The 17352-nt window shown below is 28.0% G+C and carries 15 protein-coding genes; 9 read left to right on the top strand and 6 right to left on the bottom strand.

The annotated features are described in order from the left end of the window. Positions 1-54: 54 nt before the first annotated feature. Both OIF33_RS09205 and OIF33_RS09200 read right to left on the bottom strand, forming a co-directional pair. On the bottom strand, positions 55-177 hold the full coding sequence (locus OIF33_RS09205; RefSeq protein ID WP_322503951.1) for a hypothetical protein: 123 nt from the start codon (positions 175-177) through the stop codon (positions 55-57). A 1-nt stretch (position 178) separates the two neighbouring features. Then, a complete protein-coding gene (locus OIF33_RS09200; protein WP_322503950.1) occupies positions 179-742 on the bottom strand; it encodes an accessory gene regulator AgrB in 564 nt (187 codons plus the stop codon). 491 nt (positions 743-1233) lie between these two features. Here OIF33_RS09200 and OIF33_RS09195 point away from each other — a divergent pair, with 491 nt between their 5' ends. From OIF33_RS09195 to OIF33_RS09180, 4 genes are all read left to right on the top strand, one after another. Beyond that, positions 1234-3012 (top strand): aminopeptidase P family protein, encoded by a 1779-nt coding sequence (locus OIF33_RS09195; RefSeq protein ID WP_322503949.1) that lies wholly within the window; start codon positions 1234-1236, stop codon positions 3010-3012. Positions 3013-3591: 579 nt separating this feature from the next. After that, the gene (locus tag OIF33_RS09190; protein ID WP_322503948.1) at positions 3592-4719 is read left to right on the top strand and encodes an aminopeptidase; all 1128 of its coding nucleotides are present in this window, start codon (positions 3592-3594) and stop codon (positions 4717-4719) included. A 241-nt stretch (positions 4720-4960) separates the two neighbouring features. Beyond that, the gene (locus tag OIF33_RS09185) at positions 4961-5455 is read left to right on the top strand and encodes a DUF1648 domain-containing protein (RefSeq protein WP_322503947.1); all 495 of its coding nucleotides are present in this window, start codon (positions 4961-4963) and stop codon (positions 5453-5455) included. A gap of 75 nt (positions 5456-5530) precedes the next feature. Next, on the top strand, positions 5531-5974 hold the full coding sequence (locus OIF33_RS09180) for a GNAT family N-acetyltransferase (RefSeq protein ID WP_322503946.1): 444 nt from the start codon (positions 5531-5533) through the stop codon (positions 5972-5974). 95 nt (positions 5975-6069) lie between these two features. On the opposite strand, the gene OIF33_RS09175 is transcribed toward OIF33_RS09180, so the two are convergent. Continuing rightward, positions 6070-6735: a YitT family protein gene (locus OIF33_RS09175; protein WP_322503945.1), complete on the bottom strand. Its 666-nt coding sequence runs from the start codon at positions 6733-6735 to the stop codon at positions 6070-6072. A 441-nt stretch (positions 6736-7176) separates the two neighbouring features. Between OIF33_RS09175 and OIF33_RS09170 the strand changes: the two genes are divergently transcribed. Then, positions 7177-7719, top strand: coding sequence for an N-acetyltransferase (locus tag OIF33_RS09170; protein ID WP_322503944.1), 543 nt, complete (start codon positions 7177-7179; stop codon positions 7717-7719). 151 nt (positions 7720-7870) lie between these two features. Here OIF33_RS09170 and OIF33_RS09165 read toward each other — a convergent pair whose 3' ends face one another. Next, a complete protein-coding gene (locus OIF33_RS09165) occupies positions 7871-8629 on the bottom strand; it encodes a DUF1189 family protein (protein WP_322503943.1) in 759 nt (252 codons plus the stop codon). A 227-nt stretch (positions 8630-8856) separates the two neighbouring features. Between OIF33_RS09165 and OIF33_RS09160 the strand changes: the two genes are divergently transcribed. Then, positions 8857-12777, top strand: coding sequence for a beta-N-acetylglucosaminidase domain-containing protein (locus OIF33_RS09160; RefSeq protein ID WP_322503942.1), 3921 nt, complete (start codon positions 8857-8859; stop codon positions 12775-12777). Positions 12778-12953: 176 nt separating this feature from the next. Here the strand turns inward: OIF33_RS09160 and OIF33_RS09155 are convergent, their stop codons facing one another. Both OIF33_RS09155 and OIF33_RS09150 read right to left on the bottom strand, forming a co-directional pair. Further along, a complete protein-coding gene (locus tag OIF33_RS09155) occupies positions 12954-13094 on the bottom strand; it encodes a hypothetical protein (protein ID WP_322503941.1) in 141 nt (46 codons plus the stop codon). Between the two features lie 21 nt (positions 13095-13115). Then, the gene (locus OIF33_RS09150) at positions 13116-13430 is read right to left on the bottom strand and encodes a heavy metal-binding domain-containing protein (protein ID WP_322503940.1); all 315 of its coding nucleotides are present in this window, start codon (positions 13428-13430) and stop codon (positions 13116-13118) included. A 663-nt stretch (positions 13431-14093) separates the two neighbouring features. Between OIF33_RS09150 and OIF33_RS09145 the strand changes: the two genes are divergently transcribed. The 3 genes from OIF33_RS09145 (at position 14094) to OIF33_RS09135 (ending at position 16753) form a co-directional block, all read left to right on the top strand. Continuing rightward, positions 14094-14282, top strand: coding sequence for a hypothetical protein (locus OIF33_RS09145; protein WP_322503939.1), 189 nt, complete (start codon positions 14094-14096; stop codon positions 14280-14282). 78 nt (positions 14283-14360) lie between these two features. Continuing rightward, the gene (locus OIF33_RS09140) at positions 14361-15110 is read left to right on the top strand and encodes an ABC transporter ATP-binding protein (protein WP_322504315.1); all 750 of its coding nucleotides are present in this window, start codon (positions 14361-14363) and stop codon (positions 15108-15110) included. Next, entirely contained in the window at positions 15107-16753 is a 1647-nt protein-coding gene (locus OIF33_RS09135) for an ABC transporter permease (RefSeq protein WP_322503938.1), read from the top strand. The genes OIF33_RS09140 and OIF33_RS09135 overlap by 4 nt, the downstream gene beginning before the upstream one ends. The last annotated feature ends 599 nt before the right edge of the window (positions 16754-17352 follow it).

The following is a 17352-nucleotide window of genomic DNA, read 5'->3' as shown; positions in this document are numbered from 1 at the left end:
TACACATTGTAAAAAAGAGTTTATCATATCAGCTAAAGTTAAAGATATATGCATTTATCTAGACTTTTTCATTGACTCAGGCATTTCTTCTACTCCTATAGTCGCGAAAGAAGCAGTTCCTGCACTAATAGTGAATGTTGTTAATAATGCTAACATTGAAAATAATGTTTTTTTCATTTTAAAATTCCTCCCTTTTATATTTATTAAATAATAATATTGATTGTATTAATAAAGTCCAGGTTATTGTTTGAGAAATCCATGAAGTTTTAAAGAATATTAAGGCTACAAAAAAAAGTATAATTGAATTTGTAACACCTATTATTCTATTTCTTTTAATTAAATTTTCTTTAGTCAATGGAAATCTACTATCTATTACTGGAGCTTTATTATAAATACTAAAAATACTAAATAAGTTTAAGATGACAATACTAAAAAAATCTAATTTACTAAAAATAGTAAGTAGAATTATACTAGTTGTTATAATTAAAGTAGCTATAAAGCATTTAAGTTGAGTATCTTCATGATAACCACCAATAAATGGCTTTATAAAACACATACTTGTAATTACTATCAAACTTTCCTTAAAGTATCCTAGTATTCCAGCAATCAACAAAATTAAAACACATTTGATAAATTCAAAAGTTAATACAATGACAACATATTGAATTTGTTCTAATAGTTCTTTATCCAAATCAAGATCTTTGGATAAATATTCTACAGCAGATTTTAAAAATTTTCTCATAAAAAATCTCTCTTATATATTTTTTTGTTGTATAGAATTTAAGTAAATGTAATATGGTTACATTATAATAAAAAAACAAGGAATTTACATAGGTTAGTCCTTTTTTTAAAGATATATTTACATAATTTTCATTAATATTGTTATTTTAGGAAATATTTTGTGTGATTTTGACATTAAATATATATAATGGGAAATAAATGGTGTCAATATTAGATTAAAAATAATATTTTAAGGTGTTTTTTTGTTTTTATTAAAATATAAGAAATTTTATCTTAAATAATATACTCGTAAATGATAGTTAAGACAAAAGAAAAACATAAAATAAAGTATAATATATTAATTGAAAAATTGGTATTTTTAGGAGATTGTTTTTGTGTTATTATTATTGAAAGCCTAAAAATATTTTTTAGGAGTGATTTTTAAAGTTTTACTTATATTTTTATAAGATGCTTAAAAAGTATAAAATTTTTATAAATACGGGGGCTAGAAGTATGAAAGTGACTGAAAGATTAGAAGCTTTAAGAAAAGTTATGAAAGAAAAAGGAATTGATTATTATATAATTCCAAGTGGAGATGCTCACCAAAGTGAGTATGTGTGTGAGTACTATAGGGGCAGAGCATATATGTCAGGCTTTACTGGGTCAGCAGGAACATTATTAGTGGGGTTAGATAAAGCTGTTTTATGGACTGATGGTAGATATTTTATACAAGCTTTAGATGAGTTAAAAGGTTCTAGAATTGAAATGTTTAAAATGAGAATTCCAGGATGGCCAACTTTAGTAGAATGGCTTAAAGAAAACTCAAAAGAGGGAGAATGCATAGCCTTTGATGGTAAGGTATTCTCATTAGGAGATTATAAAGAGTTTAAAAAGTTAGAAGAAGAAAATAAGGTTAAAATAAAAATAGATGAAGATTTATTAAATGAAGTTTGGGAAGATAGACCAAGTCTTCCTAAAGAAAAGGCATTTTTACATGAGGTTAAGTATTGTGGAAAAAGTGCTAAAGAAAAATTAGTAGAAATTAGAGGGGAAATGAAGAAATTGGAAGCTAAAAATTACATTATAGCTTCTTTAGATGATATTGCTTGGCTTTATAATATTAGAGGAAATGATGTTAAGTGTAATCCAGTAGTCTTAAGTTATGCAATAGTTAAAGAAGATGAGGCTTATATTTATGTAGACAAGTCAAAGTTTACTTTTGAAATGGAAGCAGAACTCTTAACTGAAGGAATAACTTTAAAAGGGTATGATGAAATTGGAGATGATATTAGGGAGTTAAAAGGAAAGACTCTACTTGATCCAAATAAAATAAGTGCTTATTTATACGAATGTATTAAAGATAAAAATGACATAGTTGAAGTTAGTAATATAACAACTAGATTTAAGGCTGTAAAGAATGAAACTGAATTGGATAACTTAAAGACATGTCAAGTTAGAGATGGAGTAGCCATGGTTAGATTTATGAAATGGCTTAAAGATAATATTGGTAAAATAGAGATAAGTGAAATATCAGCTTCAGATAAATTAGAAGAGTTTAGAAGTTTAGGAGAATTGTTTAAAGGAATTAGCTTTGGAACTATAGCAGGTCATAAGGAACATGGTGCTATGATGCATTATTCAGCAACACCAGAAAGTGATTATACTTTAGAACCAAGAGGATTCTTTTTAATAGATTCAGGTGGACAATACTTAGATGGAACTACAGATATAACAAGAACTTTTGTCTTAGGGCCGTTAACAGAGGAAGAAAAGAAAGATTATACTCTAGTTTTAAAAGGACATATAGGACTTATGAGAGCTAAATTCCTAAAAGGGACTACTGGGTCAGCACTTGATATAAAAGCTAGAGAACCTTTATGGAATGAAGGAATTGATTATAAGTGTGGAACAGGACATGGCGTAGGATTCTTTCTAAATGTTCATGAAGGACCACAAAGTATAAGCCCAGTACCTAATAAAGTAGCTTTAGAGCCTGGAATGATTTTAACTAATGAACCAGGAGTTTATAGAGAAGGAAAGTATGGAATAAGAACAGAAAATACAATGGTAGTTGTTAAGGATACTTATTCAGAAGAGTTTGGAGAGTTTTATAAATTCGATACTATTTCACTTTGTCCAATAGATTTAGAAGGAATAAATGTTGATCTATTAAACAATGAAGAAAAGGTTTGGTTAAATGATTACCATAAGAGGGTTTATGAATCATTAGCATCTTACTTAAATAGTGAAGAAAAAGAATTCTTAAAGAAGGAAACTAGAGAAATACTATAGGAAATTATAATAGGACAAAATTAACGTTCCAGTGTATTTAATGATTATGGGAGTAGGAAGTTAATTTGTAATAGAGTTTAAAAAGAGAAAGTGAAAATATATTCACTTTCTTTTTTTTATATTTAATATGGAAAAGATTTGATAAATAATATGGTTTTCCAAAATTTACAGGTGTATAATTAATACAAAAGTGAATGAAGTACGGCAGCTTAATTAGTGCATATTTTTTATTAATATAATTGATTTAGAAAAAAGATGAATTTTTATTGTTAATAAATTAAGAAAGTGTAATCATTCCGTAAGAGCTAATATTTGACTTATGACTATAACAATATTTATATCACTTTTTGCAGTCTCACAAATAGGAGTTAAAGCATTTTTATATTTTATAATTCCTATGTGTATTATGTGTGGGAATATTATTAAGGCAAATGAAAAGTTAAAAGGGTTAAAATATAATTAGATAAAATAAAGAAGAAAATATTTATTAAAAATCTTATAAGTGAATATTGAAAAACATAGTAAAAATAAGGACAACTTATAATATATAAATTAATATATCGGGAAAGGATGAGAGTTATGGCAGATCAAAGATTAAATAAGCTAGCTAAATTGCTTGTAAATTATTCAACAGGGGTTAAGGAAGGAGACTTTGTTTTTGTATCTTGTAATGAGGTTGCAAATCCTTGGCTTACTGAAGTAGTGAAGGAAGCTACTAAGGCAGGAGCTCATGTTGAGTACATTTTAGAATCAGAAGAGGCTAAGGAAGCTAGGCTTAAATTTGCTTCAAAGGAGCAATTAATAGAAGGAAATTTAATTATGGAAACTATGCTTGAGAGAGCTGACGTTTGGCTAAGTGCTTGGGGAGCTAGAAATACTAGAGCTTTTAGCAATATAGATTCAGAAAAAATAAAGGATAGTAGAGTTGGAGAAAAAGGATGGAGAAAATTCTATTCAGGAAGAATGGGAGATGGTTCTTTAAGATGGTGTGGAACTCAATTTCCTACATATGCGGATGCACAAGAAGCTTCTATGAGTTTTAGTGAATATGAAGACTTTGTTTATGGAGCGGGGCTTTTAGATTATGAAGATCCTGTAGCAGAATGGAATAGAGTAAGTGCTGAGCAAGAAAGATGGGTTAAGTATCTAGATACTAAAAAAGAACTTCATATATTGGCAGAGGGAACTGATATTAAGGTTTCAGTAGGGGGAAGAAAATGGATAAACTGTGATGGGAAAGAAAACTTCCCAGATGGAGAAATATTCACATCACCAGTTGAAAATAAAATAAATGGACATATAACTTTCTCATTCCCTGGCATTTACGCGGGAAAAGAAATTGAGGGAATAGAACTTGAAGTTAAAGATGGTAAGGTTGTTTCATATAAAGCTAAAAAAGGAGAAGATTTGTTAAAGGCTTTATTAGAAACTGATGAAGGTGCAAGTCACTTTGGAGAAGTTGCCATAGGAACAAACTATGGAATTAAGAAATTTACTAGAAACATGTTATTTGATGAAAAAATAGGTGGAACAGTTCATATGGCTATAGGAGATTCTATGCCAGAGGCTGGTGGAAAAAATAGATCATCACTTCATTGGGATATGCTTTGTAACATGAGAAATGGCGGAAGAATATATGCAGATGGAGAACTTTTCTATGAAAATGGAGAGTTTAAAAAAGAGATATTAGAAAAATATAATCTTTAATATAAAGAGGAAAGTAACTTAAAATAAAGCTGAATTAGAGGATGAGTAAAATCATCCTCTTTTAATTTTTAGGGTATAAAGATAAGTTTGAATTTTTATGGTTTTCCAATATTTCCAGGTGTATAATTAGTTTAAAGAAAAGTACTGATGAGAAGAAATATATTAATATTAGAGAAAAAAGCAATTTAATAGAAGGTTTTTATATATTATAGTAAGAGATGTAGTTTGGAAGTGAGATTATATGGCTAAATGGAGATGCAGTGGAAAATATAAAAATATTAATAAGGCATTAGATATTATAGGTGTTCTATTAACAATATCTTTATGTATAATTACTTTTATAGAATGGAGAAATGCACCGAATATTATACCAACTCATTATAATTTCCAAGGAGAAATAGATGCATATGGCTCTAAAAATATGTTGTTTTTTTTATTGCCAATAGTAGTCATACTTTATATAGGGTTATATGTTTTAGCAGGATATCCTGAAGTATATAATTATGCAATAAGGATAACAGAGGAAAATAAGGAAAGGCAATATAATATGGCATCAACCTTAATTAGGGTGCTTAATATTGAACTTGTGTTAACTTTTACTTATATTCAGTTAAAACAAGCTACTTCAATTTTTAGTGAAACAGATAATTTATCACTTTGGTTTTTACCAATAGTTTTAGTTATTATATTTGGAACACTTGCTTTTTATATTTATAAGTCAGTAAAGAATAAATAATTTTTGGATAATTTTAATTTTTTAATTAAGTATAATATTATAATTTGCATCAAAATTGATAGGAGTTTAAGAGATATGAGCAATATATATGAATTTAAAGAAGAAGATTTAAATGAGTGCGCTGAGCTTTTTGTTAAAACTTTTAGTGAAGAACCTTGGAATGAACCTTGGAATTTTGAAAGTGCTAAGAAGCGATTAAAAGACGTAACTTTAACACCAGGATTTAGAGGAGCTATTTTGAAAAATGATGAAAAAATAGAGGGTGTTATTTTAGGGGTTTTAGAGCAATGGTATGATGGAGAACATTTTTGTGTGAAGGAGTTCTTTGTTGATTCTAGTTCGCAGGGTAAAGGAACTGGAAAGAAACTTTTAAATGCTTTAGAGAATAGATTGATTGATACGGAAGTAGGATTAATTCATTTTTGGACTATGAAAGGAAGTACTGCAGAGACCTTTTACAATAAAAGAGGGTATGAAGTTCCAAAGGAATTAATAATGATGAGAAAAGAACTTAAATAGCATGAATTAAATATTTTTATAAATAAAAGAGCTTTAAAGGATAATCCTCTAAAGCTCTTTTATCTATAATTATTTATCTAAAATCTATTAAATTATTAAGTCGTAAGAGAAGCACCGTTCTCCAAAGCTTCCTCTTCCTTAGTTTCATCTTTAGTATCAATACCATCGTTTTTGTATTCATATATAACACTTATTAATTTACCACTAATGCATACTGCTATTATTGAGAAAAATACTTGTTTAAAGTCTAGGTAAACTAATGATAAGATTAAAACAATGGCATCTGTTAACATGTAAACATGTTGTACCTTAAGAGGTGTAAATTTGTTACCCAATAAGGCTATTACGTCGTCTCCACCAGAGGCACCACCGCCACGAAGGACGATTCCTGCACCAACACCAACACCAATACCTGCTAAAATACTAGCAATTAGCATGTTATTAGTAAAATCAGGTGTTAAAAATCCAATGCTTTCCCAAAACTTATATGATACTGAGAAGCAAAATGTTGCGAATATTGAGCAGGCTAAGAACTTTTTACCAAAGAATTTAGCACCCAATGTAAATAATGAAAGGTCTATAATTAAATTTGTTACAGAAGGAGATACGTCAAAGACATTCTTTACTAAAAGTAATAGACCTAAAACTCCACCTTCCGTTACATTGTTTTGATAGTTAAAGTTATAACTACCAAAGGCTAAGATACTTGAACCAAGTGCAATAAGTAGGGCACTTTTCAAGATCTTCTTTTTCGATTCCAAAATATCACTCTCCTAAATTTCTTCATAAGTTAATTTACAAAGAAAATAGCAGACATAAATCAAGTCTACTATTAAGCAAAAAAATTATAGAATTTTAAATTATATTTTATAGTAAATTATCTTATAGTTTAATTATAATCTTAGTAATAATTAAGGGCAACTTAGGTAAATTGGGAGTAGTAAGGATTAAAGGGTTAATTCTGTAATGGCACTAAATAGACTCTGTGGTCATCTGTTTTCCTCTGAGGTCTTCATTTTTGCAAGCTTTTGCAAAATGAATAGAAAATTTTTATTAATAAGAATGAAATAAGAAGTTAATAAGTAGTTAACAAGCAATTAATATATATAATTTTAGCAATATTTGAGATAATATAATATGAATAGTAAATAGTATTTTTTTAGAAAACAAATTTATTATATTTAAGAAGGGAAGTTAGATTTATGCAAGTAATCATAAGAAAAGAATTAGAACAAGATCATAAGACAGTAGAGCTTTTAGTTGAGGAAGCTTTTAAGAATGCAGAATATAGTGATCACATGGAACATGTTTTAGTTAGTAAGCTTAGAAATGGAGAAAACTTCATTGAAGGGTTATCTTTAGTTGCCGAAAAAGAGGGAGAAATAGTTGGTCACATATTATTAACTAAGGCTAATATAGAAAATGAAAGTAATAAATATGAGACTTTAGCTTTAGCTCCAGTTTCAGTTTTACCTAAGTATCAAGGTGTAGGAATTGGAAGTGAGCTTATAAGAGAAGGAATGAAAATGGCAAAGGAACTTGGATATAATTCTATAATAGTTTTAGGTCATGATAAGTATTATCCTAGGTTTGGATTTAAAAAGGCTGGAACATGGGGAATAAATTCACCTTTTGAAGTTCCAGAAGAGAATTTTATGGCAATAGAATTAAATGAAGAAGCATTAAAAAATGTAAGTGGTGTTGTTAGATATGCAAATGAATTTTTAGGAGATAATAATCAATAAAAGTTAGTCATATTGATTTTTGCACAAGACATAGATAAACTTTCGTTTAATTAAAAAACTTCCTATATAGCAATAGTAAAAGCAATATAGGAAGTTTTATTTGTTTTATCATAAAAATAGCTAATTTAAAAGAAAAGATAACACATTAAATCTATTTGGTTGGATATTCATTTAAGTAGGTAATTCCAAAGTAAACATAAATTATGGAAACTAGAAAACTTAATGGAAGACTAAAAAGCATATTTATATTAACTAAATTTAAAAGTGCTAGAATTAGTAAGCAAGGCGTTATTCCATACATGCTCATTTTCATTGCTCCACCAAATTTTAAGGAGTCATTTTTAATACTAGAAATTATTTTAGCTATTATGGCTAAGATAAAGGCTGCTATAAATGAGAAAATAACAAAAAGTATTACCATTGAAGTTAAATAAGTATTTCCTAATGTTCTATCTATGCTGTTTAAGTAATCCTTTAATTGCTGGTCAGTTAAAGAAAGATTCATATTAGAATAATTAGCTTCAGTAATCTTATTATTGTCATATTTAACTAATAAAGAATCACTACCAAAGGCAATTCCAGACTTATAATCATTTAGTAGGTTAGCTGCGGGTTCTTTATCATTTAGTACGAAGGTCCAGCTTTCATCTGGAAAAACCACGAAACTAGAGCCTTTTAAATCTAAAATTCCATCTTTAATTTCAAAAGGTGGTATTTTTTGCTCTAAGGAAGTTTTTCTAGAAATAAAATAGGTATTTAAACTTGTATAATTTCTGCTGAAAGCTAATAGACCTAATAAAATAGATAATACTAATAAGTAAAAGAATGTGCTGATTCCTGAGGTTTTAAGAAATTCTTTGTATTCCTTAGGATTAAATAAACTTACATAAAACCTTTTAAATACGTTCATAAAATCACCCTTTCTATTTTTTATTAGTTTGTTCATTAAAGAGAAATTTATTAATTATTGTTTATATTAACATTTGTTTAATTAATTTAAAAACGGTTTCAAAAGAGTGTGTCGCATGTTATCATAAAAATGTATTAAATGTAAAATAAAGTATTAAAAGAATAAAAAAGGTTTTGACTTCGTTTAATACAGTTAGATTAAATATTAAGGGAATATTGGGGGATTTTATGATAAAAAAGGATTTTAGAAGAAAATTAACAATGTGTTTGGCATCTGTTATGGCCTTAAACTTGGGTATAAGTGTATCAGTAAGGGCTGATGAAGGGCTAGAAAATGAAATGAAAAAGAATGATATTACTAGAGATATAAGTATATATCCGACTCCTAAGGAGATGTCTTTAGGAGATAGTGAATTTGTTTTGGAAAATTCAGTTAATATAATAGGAGGAGATTTAGCAGACACATATGCCTTTGAACTTTTAAAAAATATATTGACTGAATTTGGAATAAAAATTAATGAGTCAGAAGTTGAAGGTGCTACAACTATCTATATAGGAGAAGTTGATGATAATATTGAGGAAATGGAAAATACATTAGAAGAAATGAATGTAGATACATCTTCAATAAGTAAAGATGATGGATATGTACTAGTAGCTGATGAAAATACAGAGGGAAATAGAATAGTTATAAGAGGAAATGATGAAACAGGAACTTTTTATGGAGTAAAAAGTTTGAAACAGTTAATTGAAAAGGAAGATAATAAGATTACTTTAAATGAAGTTATTATAAAAGATGAGCCAACTTTTAAAATGAGAGCTGTTGTTGAAGGTTTCTATGGAACACCGTGGACTCAGGAAGAAAGATTGGATCAAATTAAAATGTATGGCGAATATAAAATGAATGCTTATATATATGCTCCAAAGTCAGATCCATATCATAGGGAAAAGTGGAGAGAACCTTATCCATCTTCTGAATTAGATAGAATGAAAGAGCTTATAGAAACAGCTAATGAAAATAAGGTTGATTTTGTTTTTGCAATATCACCAGGTTTAGATATAAAGTTTGAGGGAGAAGAGGGAGAAGCTGATTTTAAGGCTTTAATAAATAAAGCAGAAACTTTATATAATATGGGAGTTAGAAGTTTTGCAATTCTTTGGGATGATATAGAGGATCATAATGGAGTTCAACAAGCAGAAGTTTTAAATAGATTTAATGAGGAGTTTATAAGGATTAAAGAGGGAGTTAAACCTTTAATAACTGTTCCGGTAGAATATTGGGGAAGTTCAATGTTTAACGGAGAAGAGGTTAAAACATATACTAAAGAATTTGCTGAAACTTTGGATAAAGATATTGAAGTAATGTGGACAGGAAATGATGTTATTCCTCCAAATGGGGTTAGTCTAGAGGATGCTAAGAAGGTTTCAAATGTCTATGATAGAAAAATGATGTTATGGTGGAACTATCCTGTTAATGATTATAAAGAAGATAAGATGGCTTTAGGACCAATATATGCTTTAGATAAGGAATTGGATGAGGAGGTTTCAGGATTCATAGTTAACCCTATGAGATTTTCTGAAGCATCAAAGATTTCAACGCTAACAGGAGCTGATTATGGATGGAACACAGTGGCATATGAGGCAGAAGAATCTTGGGACAAGGCTATTGAAATTATTGCAGGTGAAATGAAAGAAGAATTTAAGATTTTTGCTAACCATTCAACTAGATTAGATACAGGAAGACCAGATTCACCAGAACTTCAAAATACCATAGATAATTTATGGGAAAAGTGGGAAGTTGGTTCTGATATTAGTAAGGAATTAAATAGTTTAGAAGATGAATTTTCTAAAATGGTTCAGGTACCAAGTAAATTAAGAGCTAATTTTGAAAATAAAACTTTATTAAATCAATTAGATTCACATTTATCAAAGTTTGAGATTTATGGAAAATCTGGGCTTAAATCTATAGAGATTTTAGAAGATATATTAAATGCGGATATGTCAGAGTTTTGGAATGATAAGTATGATGGAATAAAACTCCTTAGAAACTTAGATGGAATAAAAGCTACAATTGCTAATAATGTAGTTGATCCATTTGTAAGAAAGGTTCATGAAGTTGGAAATGAATATTTTAATAATGAGACTACTGTATTAGAGAATAAGGAATATTCTTATACATCAATTGGAAATATAGCTGATCATAAATATTCAGAGTGGTTTATATCAGAAGAAACACATGTTCCAAATTACATGTTTGACAATAAAGACAATACGGGCTTTTGGTCTGCAGCTCCAGTAAAAAAGGATGAGTTTATAGGATTTGATTTAGGGCAAGTTGAAGAAATTAAAGATATATATCTTCTTATGGGAAGAAATAATGATGATATAGATGTTATAACTGATGGAGTAATAGAGTATTCAGTAGATGGAGAAAGCTGGACAGAGTTAGAAGTTAATAAGGGAGATAAAGAATTATTGGTTGAAACTGGAATAAAGGCTAGATTCATAAGATATAGAGTTCCTTCAGATTCTGAAAATAGATTATATGTTAGAGATTTCAAAGTTAACACTGGAAAGAGTAAGGAAAAATTAATTGGAAATGTGGAAGTTAAAGATTTAAAGATAAATAAGACTTCAGAGGGAGAAAATCAAAGTATATCTATGAGCAATATAAATAAGGTCTCTTTTGAAGAGGGGGATTCAATAGGAATTGCTATAAATGATGTTAAGAGTGTAATTGGCTTTGAAGTTTTAGGAGATATAGAAAGTGATAAATTTGTATTAGAAAGTTCCTTTGATAATATAGAGTGGGAAGAAGTTAGTCAAGGTATTAGCTTTAAAAATGAAGTTCCTGTAGTAGGTAAGTTCTTTAGAATAAAAGCCAAGGAGAAAACTGAAGCTAATATTGATAAGATTAAGGTTTTATTAGAAGGATATTCTAAGGGGGTAGTAACAACAAATAGAAGAATAAGCTCAAATTTAAATATACATCCTGATTTTGTTGTGGATAATGATTATGGAACATCTTTTGTATGTTCAGATACCATTAAAAAAGATGATTTTGTACAATTAGACCTTGGAACAGAAAAGAGAATTAGGGATATAAGCCTAGTTCAAGGACCAGGTGGAGACTATATAGATGGAGATATTGAATATTCTTTAGATGGAGAAAATTGGATTAAGGTAGGAATTGTAGAAGGAACGGATACTTTAATAAAGGATTTAGATGTAAAAGCTAAATATGTTAGAGTTCTTTCAAGTGGATACAAAGATCGTTGGTCAAGAGTCAGAGAATTTACAGTAAATACAACTGTAGAAGAGTTTGAGACTAAGGCTACTTCAGAAGGCACATATACAGACAGAAGTGAAAATATAAGAGATAATAATTTAAATACTGCTTATATACCGGAAGGGGAAATTAAGAGTGGAGACTATCTTCTTCGTAGAATCTTTGATGAGAGATTGATTTCAAAGATTACAGTGGCTCAAAGTACAGATAATTTATCAGGTGCTAAGGTTATTGGAAAGACTGTAAATGGAGAAACTTTAGAGCTTGGAGTATTAGATAAGGGCTTAAATGAGCTTGTTCTTAAGAATCCAAGACAGTTAGTATCTGTAAAGTTATTATGGGAGAAAGAGGCTGGAAAGGTAGAAATATTTGAGGTTAAACCTACATTTGTGTCTTTAGAGTCTATAATTGAAGATATTAAAAAAGAAATTCAACGTGGGAAAAATGTTTTAATTGAGAATAAAGATAAAGAAAATGAAGAAAGAACTCAATTAGAAGAAGCCTTAAAAAATATTGAAGAGTTATTAAATAATAATGTTTCAGATGATGAAATTGTAAGGGCATATGAAGATTTAACAAATAAAATAAATAAGTTTATTGATTCAGAGTCAGATAAAGAAGAGGATAATGATGATTCAAATAAACCAGGTGATGAAGAAAATGATTCTGAGGATAATGAAGATAAAGAAGACTCAGATGATGAAAGCGATGATGAAGACAAAGGAGATAATGAAGGTGGAGAGGATTCAGGTGGAGATGAAAATCTTCCAAACACTGGATTGCCTATTGGAGCAGGTGAGTTAATGTTAGCAGGAGCAGCTTTAGCTACACTTGGGGGATTAACCGTTAAAAAGAAAAAGTAATCAATAAAAAGTAAAACTTGATACAGAGAATATTTTCTGATCTCTAAGTTGAATTTTAGTAAAGTTAATAGATAAAATAAAGGCAGTAAGTTAATTAACTTACTGCCTTTATTAAATAGGAAAAGAATTTAAATAAATAGAAAAATTGTTATTACTTTTATATATTAAATTAAAAATTAATACTTTTTATATTTTTCGTGATCAACTTTTTCACGTTTTTTTTCTTTAATCCTGCTACTTATTGCCCAAATAACTAAAATTATAGAGCCGAGAATCATAGTTCCATAAAACAAGGCAACTAATCCTACTATAATCATAAAAACACTTCCTACCTATTTCTATTCATAAACAACAGCTGTACCATAAGCAACCATTTCAGCAGCTCCAGCAGCAAGAGAGGAAGAAACAAGTCTCATTCCGATAATTGCATTTGCACCTAAAGCTTCAGCTTCATCTACCATTCTTCCAATAGCGATTTGTCTAGCTTCTGTAAGCATTTCAGTATATGAAGTCATTTCTCCACCAACTAAATTTTTAAAGCTTGAAGTTATATCTCTACCAATGTTCTTACATCTCACAGTACTTCCTTTAACAAGTCCTTTAACTTCTTTTATTCCTTTACCTGGAATTGTTTCAGTTGTTAATATTAGCATAATAGATACCTCCTGAAAGTATTTTATATATTTTATGTTTTAAATTTAATTTTATCCTGAATAGAAACTTAGCTAGTAAGATAATAGATAGGTTGAAAAAATCAAACTAACTAAGTTGTTAAATAAATGATATCATGAGTTAAAAAATAATTCAATATATAGTATTAAAAAACTTATTAAAAGATATGATAAAATATTTAGTCGGGATTAAGGTTTGAAAGGTTGAATATAAATTTTGGCTATGTTTTAGTTGAATATTGATTTTTGGCTAGATTTTCAGACCAGGCTAAAAAAATTGATACTACTTTAAAATAGATTATAAATTTTTGAATTTAATTAAGTAGTAAATCTTCTAAGTGATTAGCTAAAATTAAGAGAAGTTTAGAGGAATTTAATTTATTGAAAATAAAAGAATATATAATTTAGTAAGTTGATATAATGTTAATATTGTATGAACAGAGTTGCTGGTGTAAAATAATGCTATAATGTAAAAAAATTCTTTAGAAAAATAATAGGATTTCATAGGAATTAACATTTTTAAGAACAGATTAAATTAATTTTTTTAGAGAAAATTGAATCTTTTGACATAGAAATTATTCATATGTAATTAATAATTAAGTTGAGGATTTTTACATTAAATAAACTAAGAAAGAGGATAGAAATATGAAAAATATTGATGCTTACACAAGCAATAAAGAGGCTAGAAATGAAATGATTAGGGAAGGATCTAAAGGTTTTGCTGATGAAATGAGAAAGTTACAAGAACAAGAAAATGAGAATAAAAGGGAAGAAAGCTTAAAAGAAACTTCTGAAAAACTAGCTAGATATATGAAAGAGCTAGAAGAAAAATAATTTAATAAAACGGGGGATAAAACTTTGGTAGGTATTGAGAAAAATAATGAGCTTATTATAAAAATAAGAGATTTAAAAATGAACTTTGGTTCAAAAGAGGTTTTAAAAGGAATAAATTTAGATATACATAAAGGTGAAATAATAGGTTACATTGGAACTAATGGGGCAGGAAAAAGTACTACGGTTAAAATAATGTTAGGTCTTTTAAGTGGGTATACAGGTACTGTTGAGATTTTTGGAGAGAATATTCTAAAAAATGATGGAAGCTATAAAAAGAGAATTGGATATGTCCCAGAAATGGCAGATATATATGATACTTTGACAGCTAAGGAGTATCTAACTTTTATGGGACAATTATATGGCATGGAATATAAAGATGTTTTATATAAGAGTAAACAACTTATGAAAATATTAGGCATAGGTGGAGTTTATAATTCTAGAATTTCAAGTTTTTCTAAGGGAATGAGACAAAAAGTTCTTTTAATATCAAGTCTTATACATAATCCAGATATTTTATTTTTAGATGAACCTTTAAATGGCTTAGATGCAAATAGCGTTATGGTTATAAAAGAGATTTTATCTGAACTAGTTAAGGAGGGTAAAACCATATTCTATTCATCTCATATAATTGATGTGGTTGAAAAAATAAGTCATAGAATAATTCTTCTAAATAATGGAGTAGTTGCTGCTGATGGAAGCTTTGAAGAGCTTAAGAAAAACTGCAATGAAGAGTCTTTAGAAGAAATATTTAATGATTTAACTGGCTTTAATAATCATAAAAAATTAGCAGAAGAATTTACTGCACTTATAAAGGGGTGTAGTTTATGAAGAAGGATAGAGCTTTAAAAATAGTAGATAGATTTAGAGGCCTTTATGAAAAACTTGGTGTTGACTATGAAATGATGAAATTAATTTTAGAAACTAAACTTATTATGGATAAAAGAAGAGCACCTACAATTACTATGAATAATAAATATAATGAAGAAAAAGAGAATAAGTTTGGTATGGCATTAGGATTGTATGCATTAATGGGAGCCTTTATGGCCTTAGTTATAGTTTTTAAATATAATATAATGCTTCAAATGACTCTTTATTTTGGATTTTTCATGTTTGTAATAGGAAGTAGTTTCATAACAGATTTTGCCTATGTTCTTTTAGATATTAAAGATAAGAATTTGTTAGGAATTACAGGGGTGAGCTCTAAAACAATAAATGCAGCTAAGATTACTAACATTTTGATTTATATGACAAAAATAAGTTTAGCCTATGGTGGAGCAGGAATAATCGTCTCCTTAAGATATGGAATAGTATTTACAGTGGTTTTTATTTTAGAGATTATACTTATTAATTTATTTATGGTACTAATAACAGCTTTTATTTATTATTTAGTTCTTAAATTTTTTAATGGAGAAAAACTTAAAGATATAATAAATGGAGTTCAAATATTTCTTACTGTAGGAATAATGGTTATGTATCAAATTATAGGAAGACTTTTTAATGTTTTAGAAGTGGAGAGTACTTTTACTGTCACTAAATGGTGGCAAGGATTAATTCCTTCTTTATGGTTTGCAGCTCCACTTGAAATAGTAGAAAGTGGGAAAATAAATAATACATTGATAATGCTTACCATATTAGCAGTTTTAGCACCATTAGTATCAATACTTATTTATTTTAAAATAGCTAAGAAATTTGAAGATTATATCCAAAAGTTAAATAACAATACATATAAGGGAAAAGATAAGATTCCATTCTCTTTTAGGATTGGAAATTTAATTTGTAGAAGCAATACTGAGAAGAGTTTCTTTAACTTTACTGTAAATATAATAAAAAGTGAGAGGAATTTTAAGTTAAGAACATATCCTAATTTAGCTATGGCTTTAATATTCCCTTTTATATTTCTAGCAAATACATTTGATAAGTATGGAAATTTTACGGAGTGGAAAACTGGAATGGCTCATTCAAATAGTTTTTTTACGTTGTATCTTGGTATATTCATCTTAGCTCCTGTTATACTTATGATTAAGTATTCAGATCAATTTAAGGCAGCATGGATATATAAGGCTGTTCCTATAGATGATATGGCTTCAATATTTAAGGGAGCATATAAGGGAGTTTTTTATAAGATGGTTTTACCAGTTTATATTTTATTATCTTTGATATTTTTATGGATATTCACTTTAAGAATCTTACCTCAAATTATAGCTATATTTTTAGTAATAGTGATTTTAAGCTTAATAGCTCTTAAAGCAATGGACAAGCACCTTCCTTTTTCCATAAGTTTTAAGGATGGTGGAAAAATGGATGATTTAGGAGTAACAATATTAATTTTTATATTAAGTGGAATATTAGGTGGAATGCATTATTTCATTAATAAGATTTCATATGGAGTATATATTTTTATAGCCTTAGAACTTATAATAATATGGATTCTATGGACAATAGTAAGTAGAGGGAAATATTATAAAGTATAATAAAATTTTGAATTATATTTAATTTTAGATTAGTTTTAAGTGGATATTGATTTCCAGATAAATCTTCATAATTACTTGGTTTTATGTAGGAGTAAATTGGCATTAAGAAATAAACTATACTAAGAAACAAATAGAACTAAGGTGAAGTATAGAGCTTTGTTTTAAAAGCAAGTTATATAAATACAGATTTATAAGAATTAAATAAATGAGTCGAAATTGAAGTCACAATTACGACTCATTTTTTTGTTTAAATTATCTAGAATTTAAATAAACAACTATATGTTACAAAATTCTAAAACTAAATTTTTTGTAGTTAATTTTGCTAAAATTATAATTATCATTTATATAATCTTTTCTATTTAATCTATATAAATGAAGGATATGTAATATTTAAAATTTATAATGAGGTTTATTTGCTTTTCAATGTGAAATTATGAGTTTTTGAGAAATATAATGATAATATTATAAAGTGAGTTTTTAGTATGCGAAAGTATTTATTAGTAGATTAGAAAAAGGATAAATTAAAAATTATAATGAGACAGTATAAAATTTATTAAATAAGTTTTAAGGATGAGAATTAAAATTTCTAATAGAATATT

The organism is Clostridium sp. LIBA-8841 (genome assembly GCF_034439435.1).
Taxonomy (GTDB): domain Bacteria; phylum Bacillota; class Clostridia; order Clostridiales; family Clostridiaceae; genus Sarcina.
This window is presented reverse-complemented; position numbering and strand designations above follow the sequence as displayed.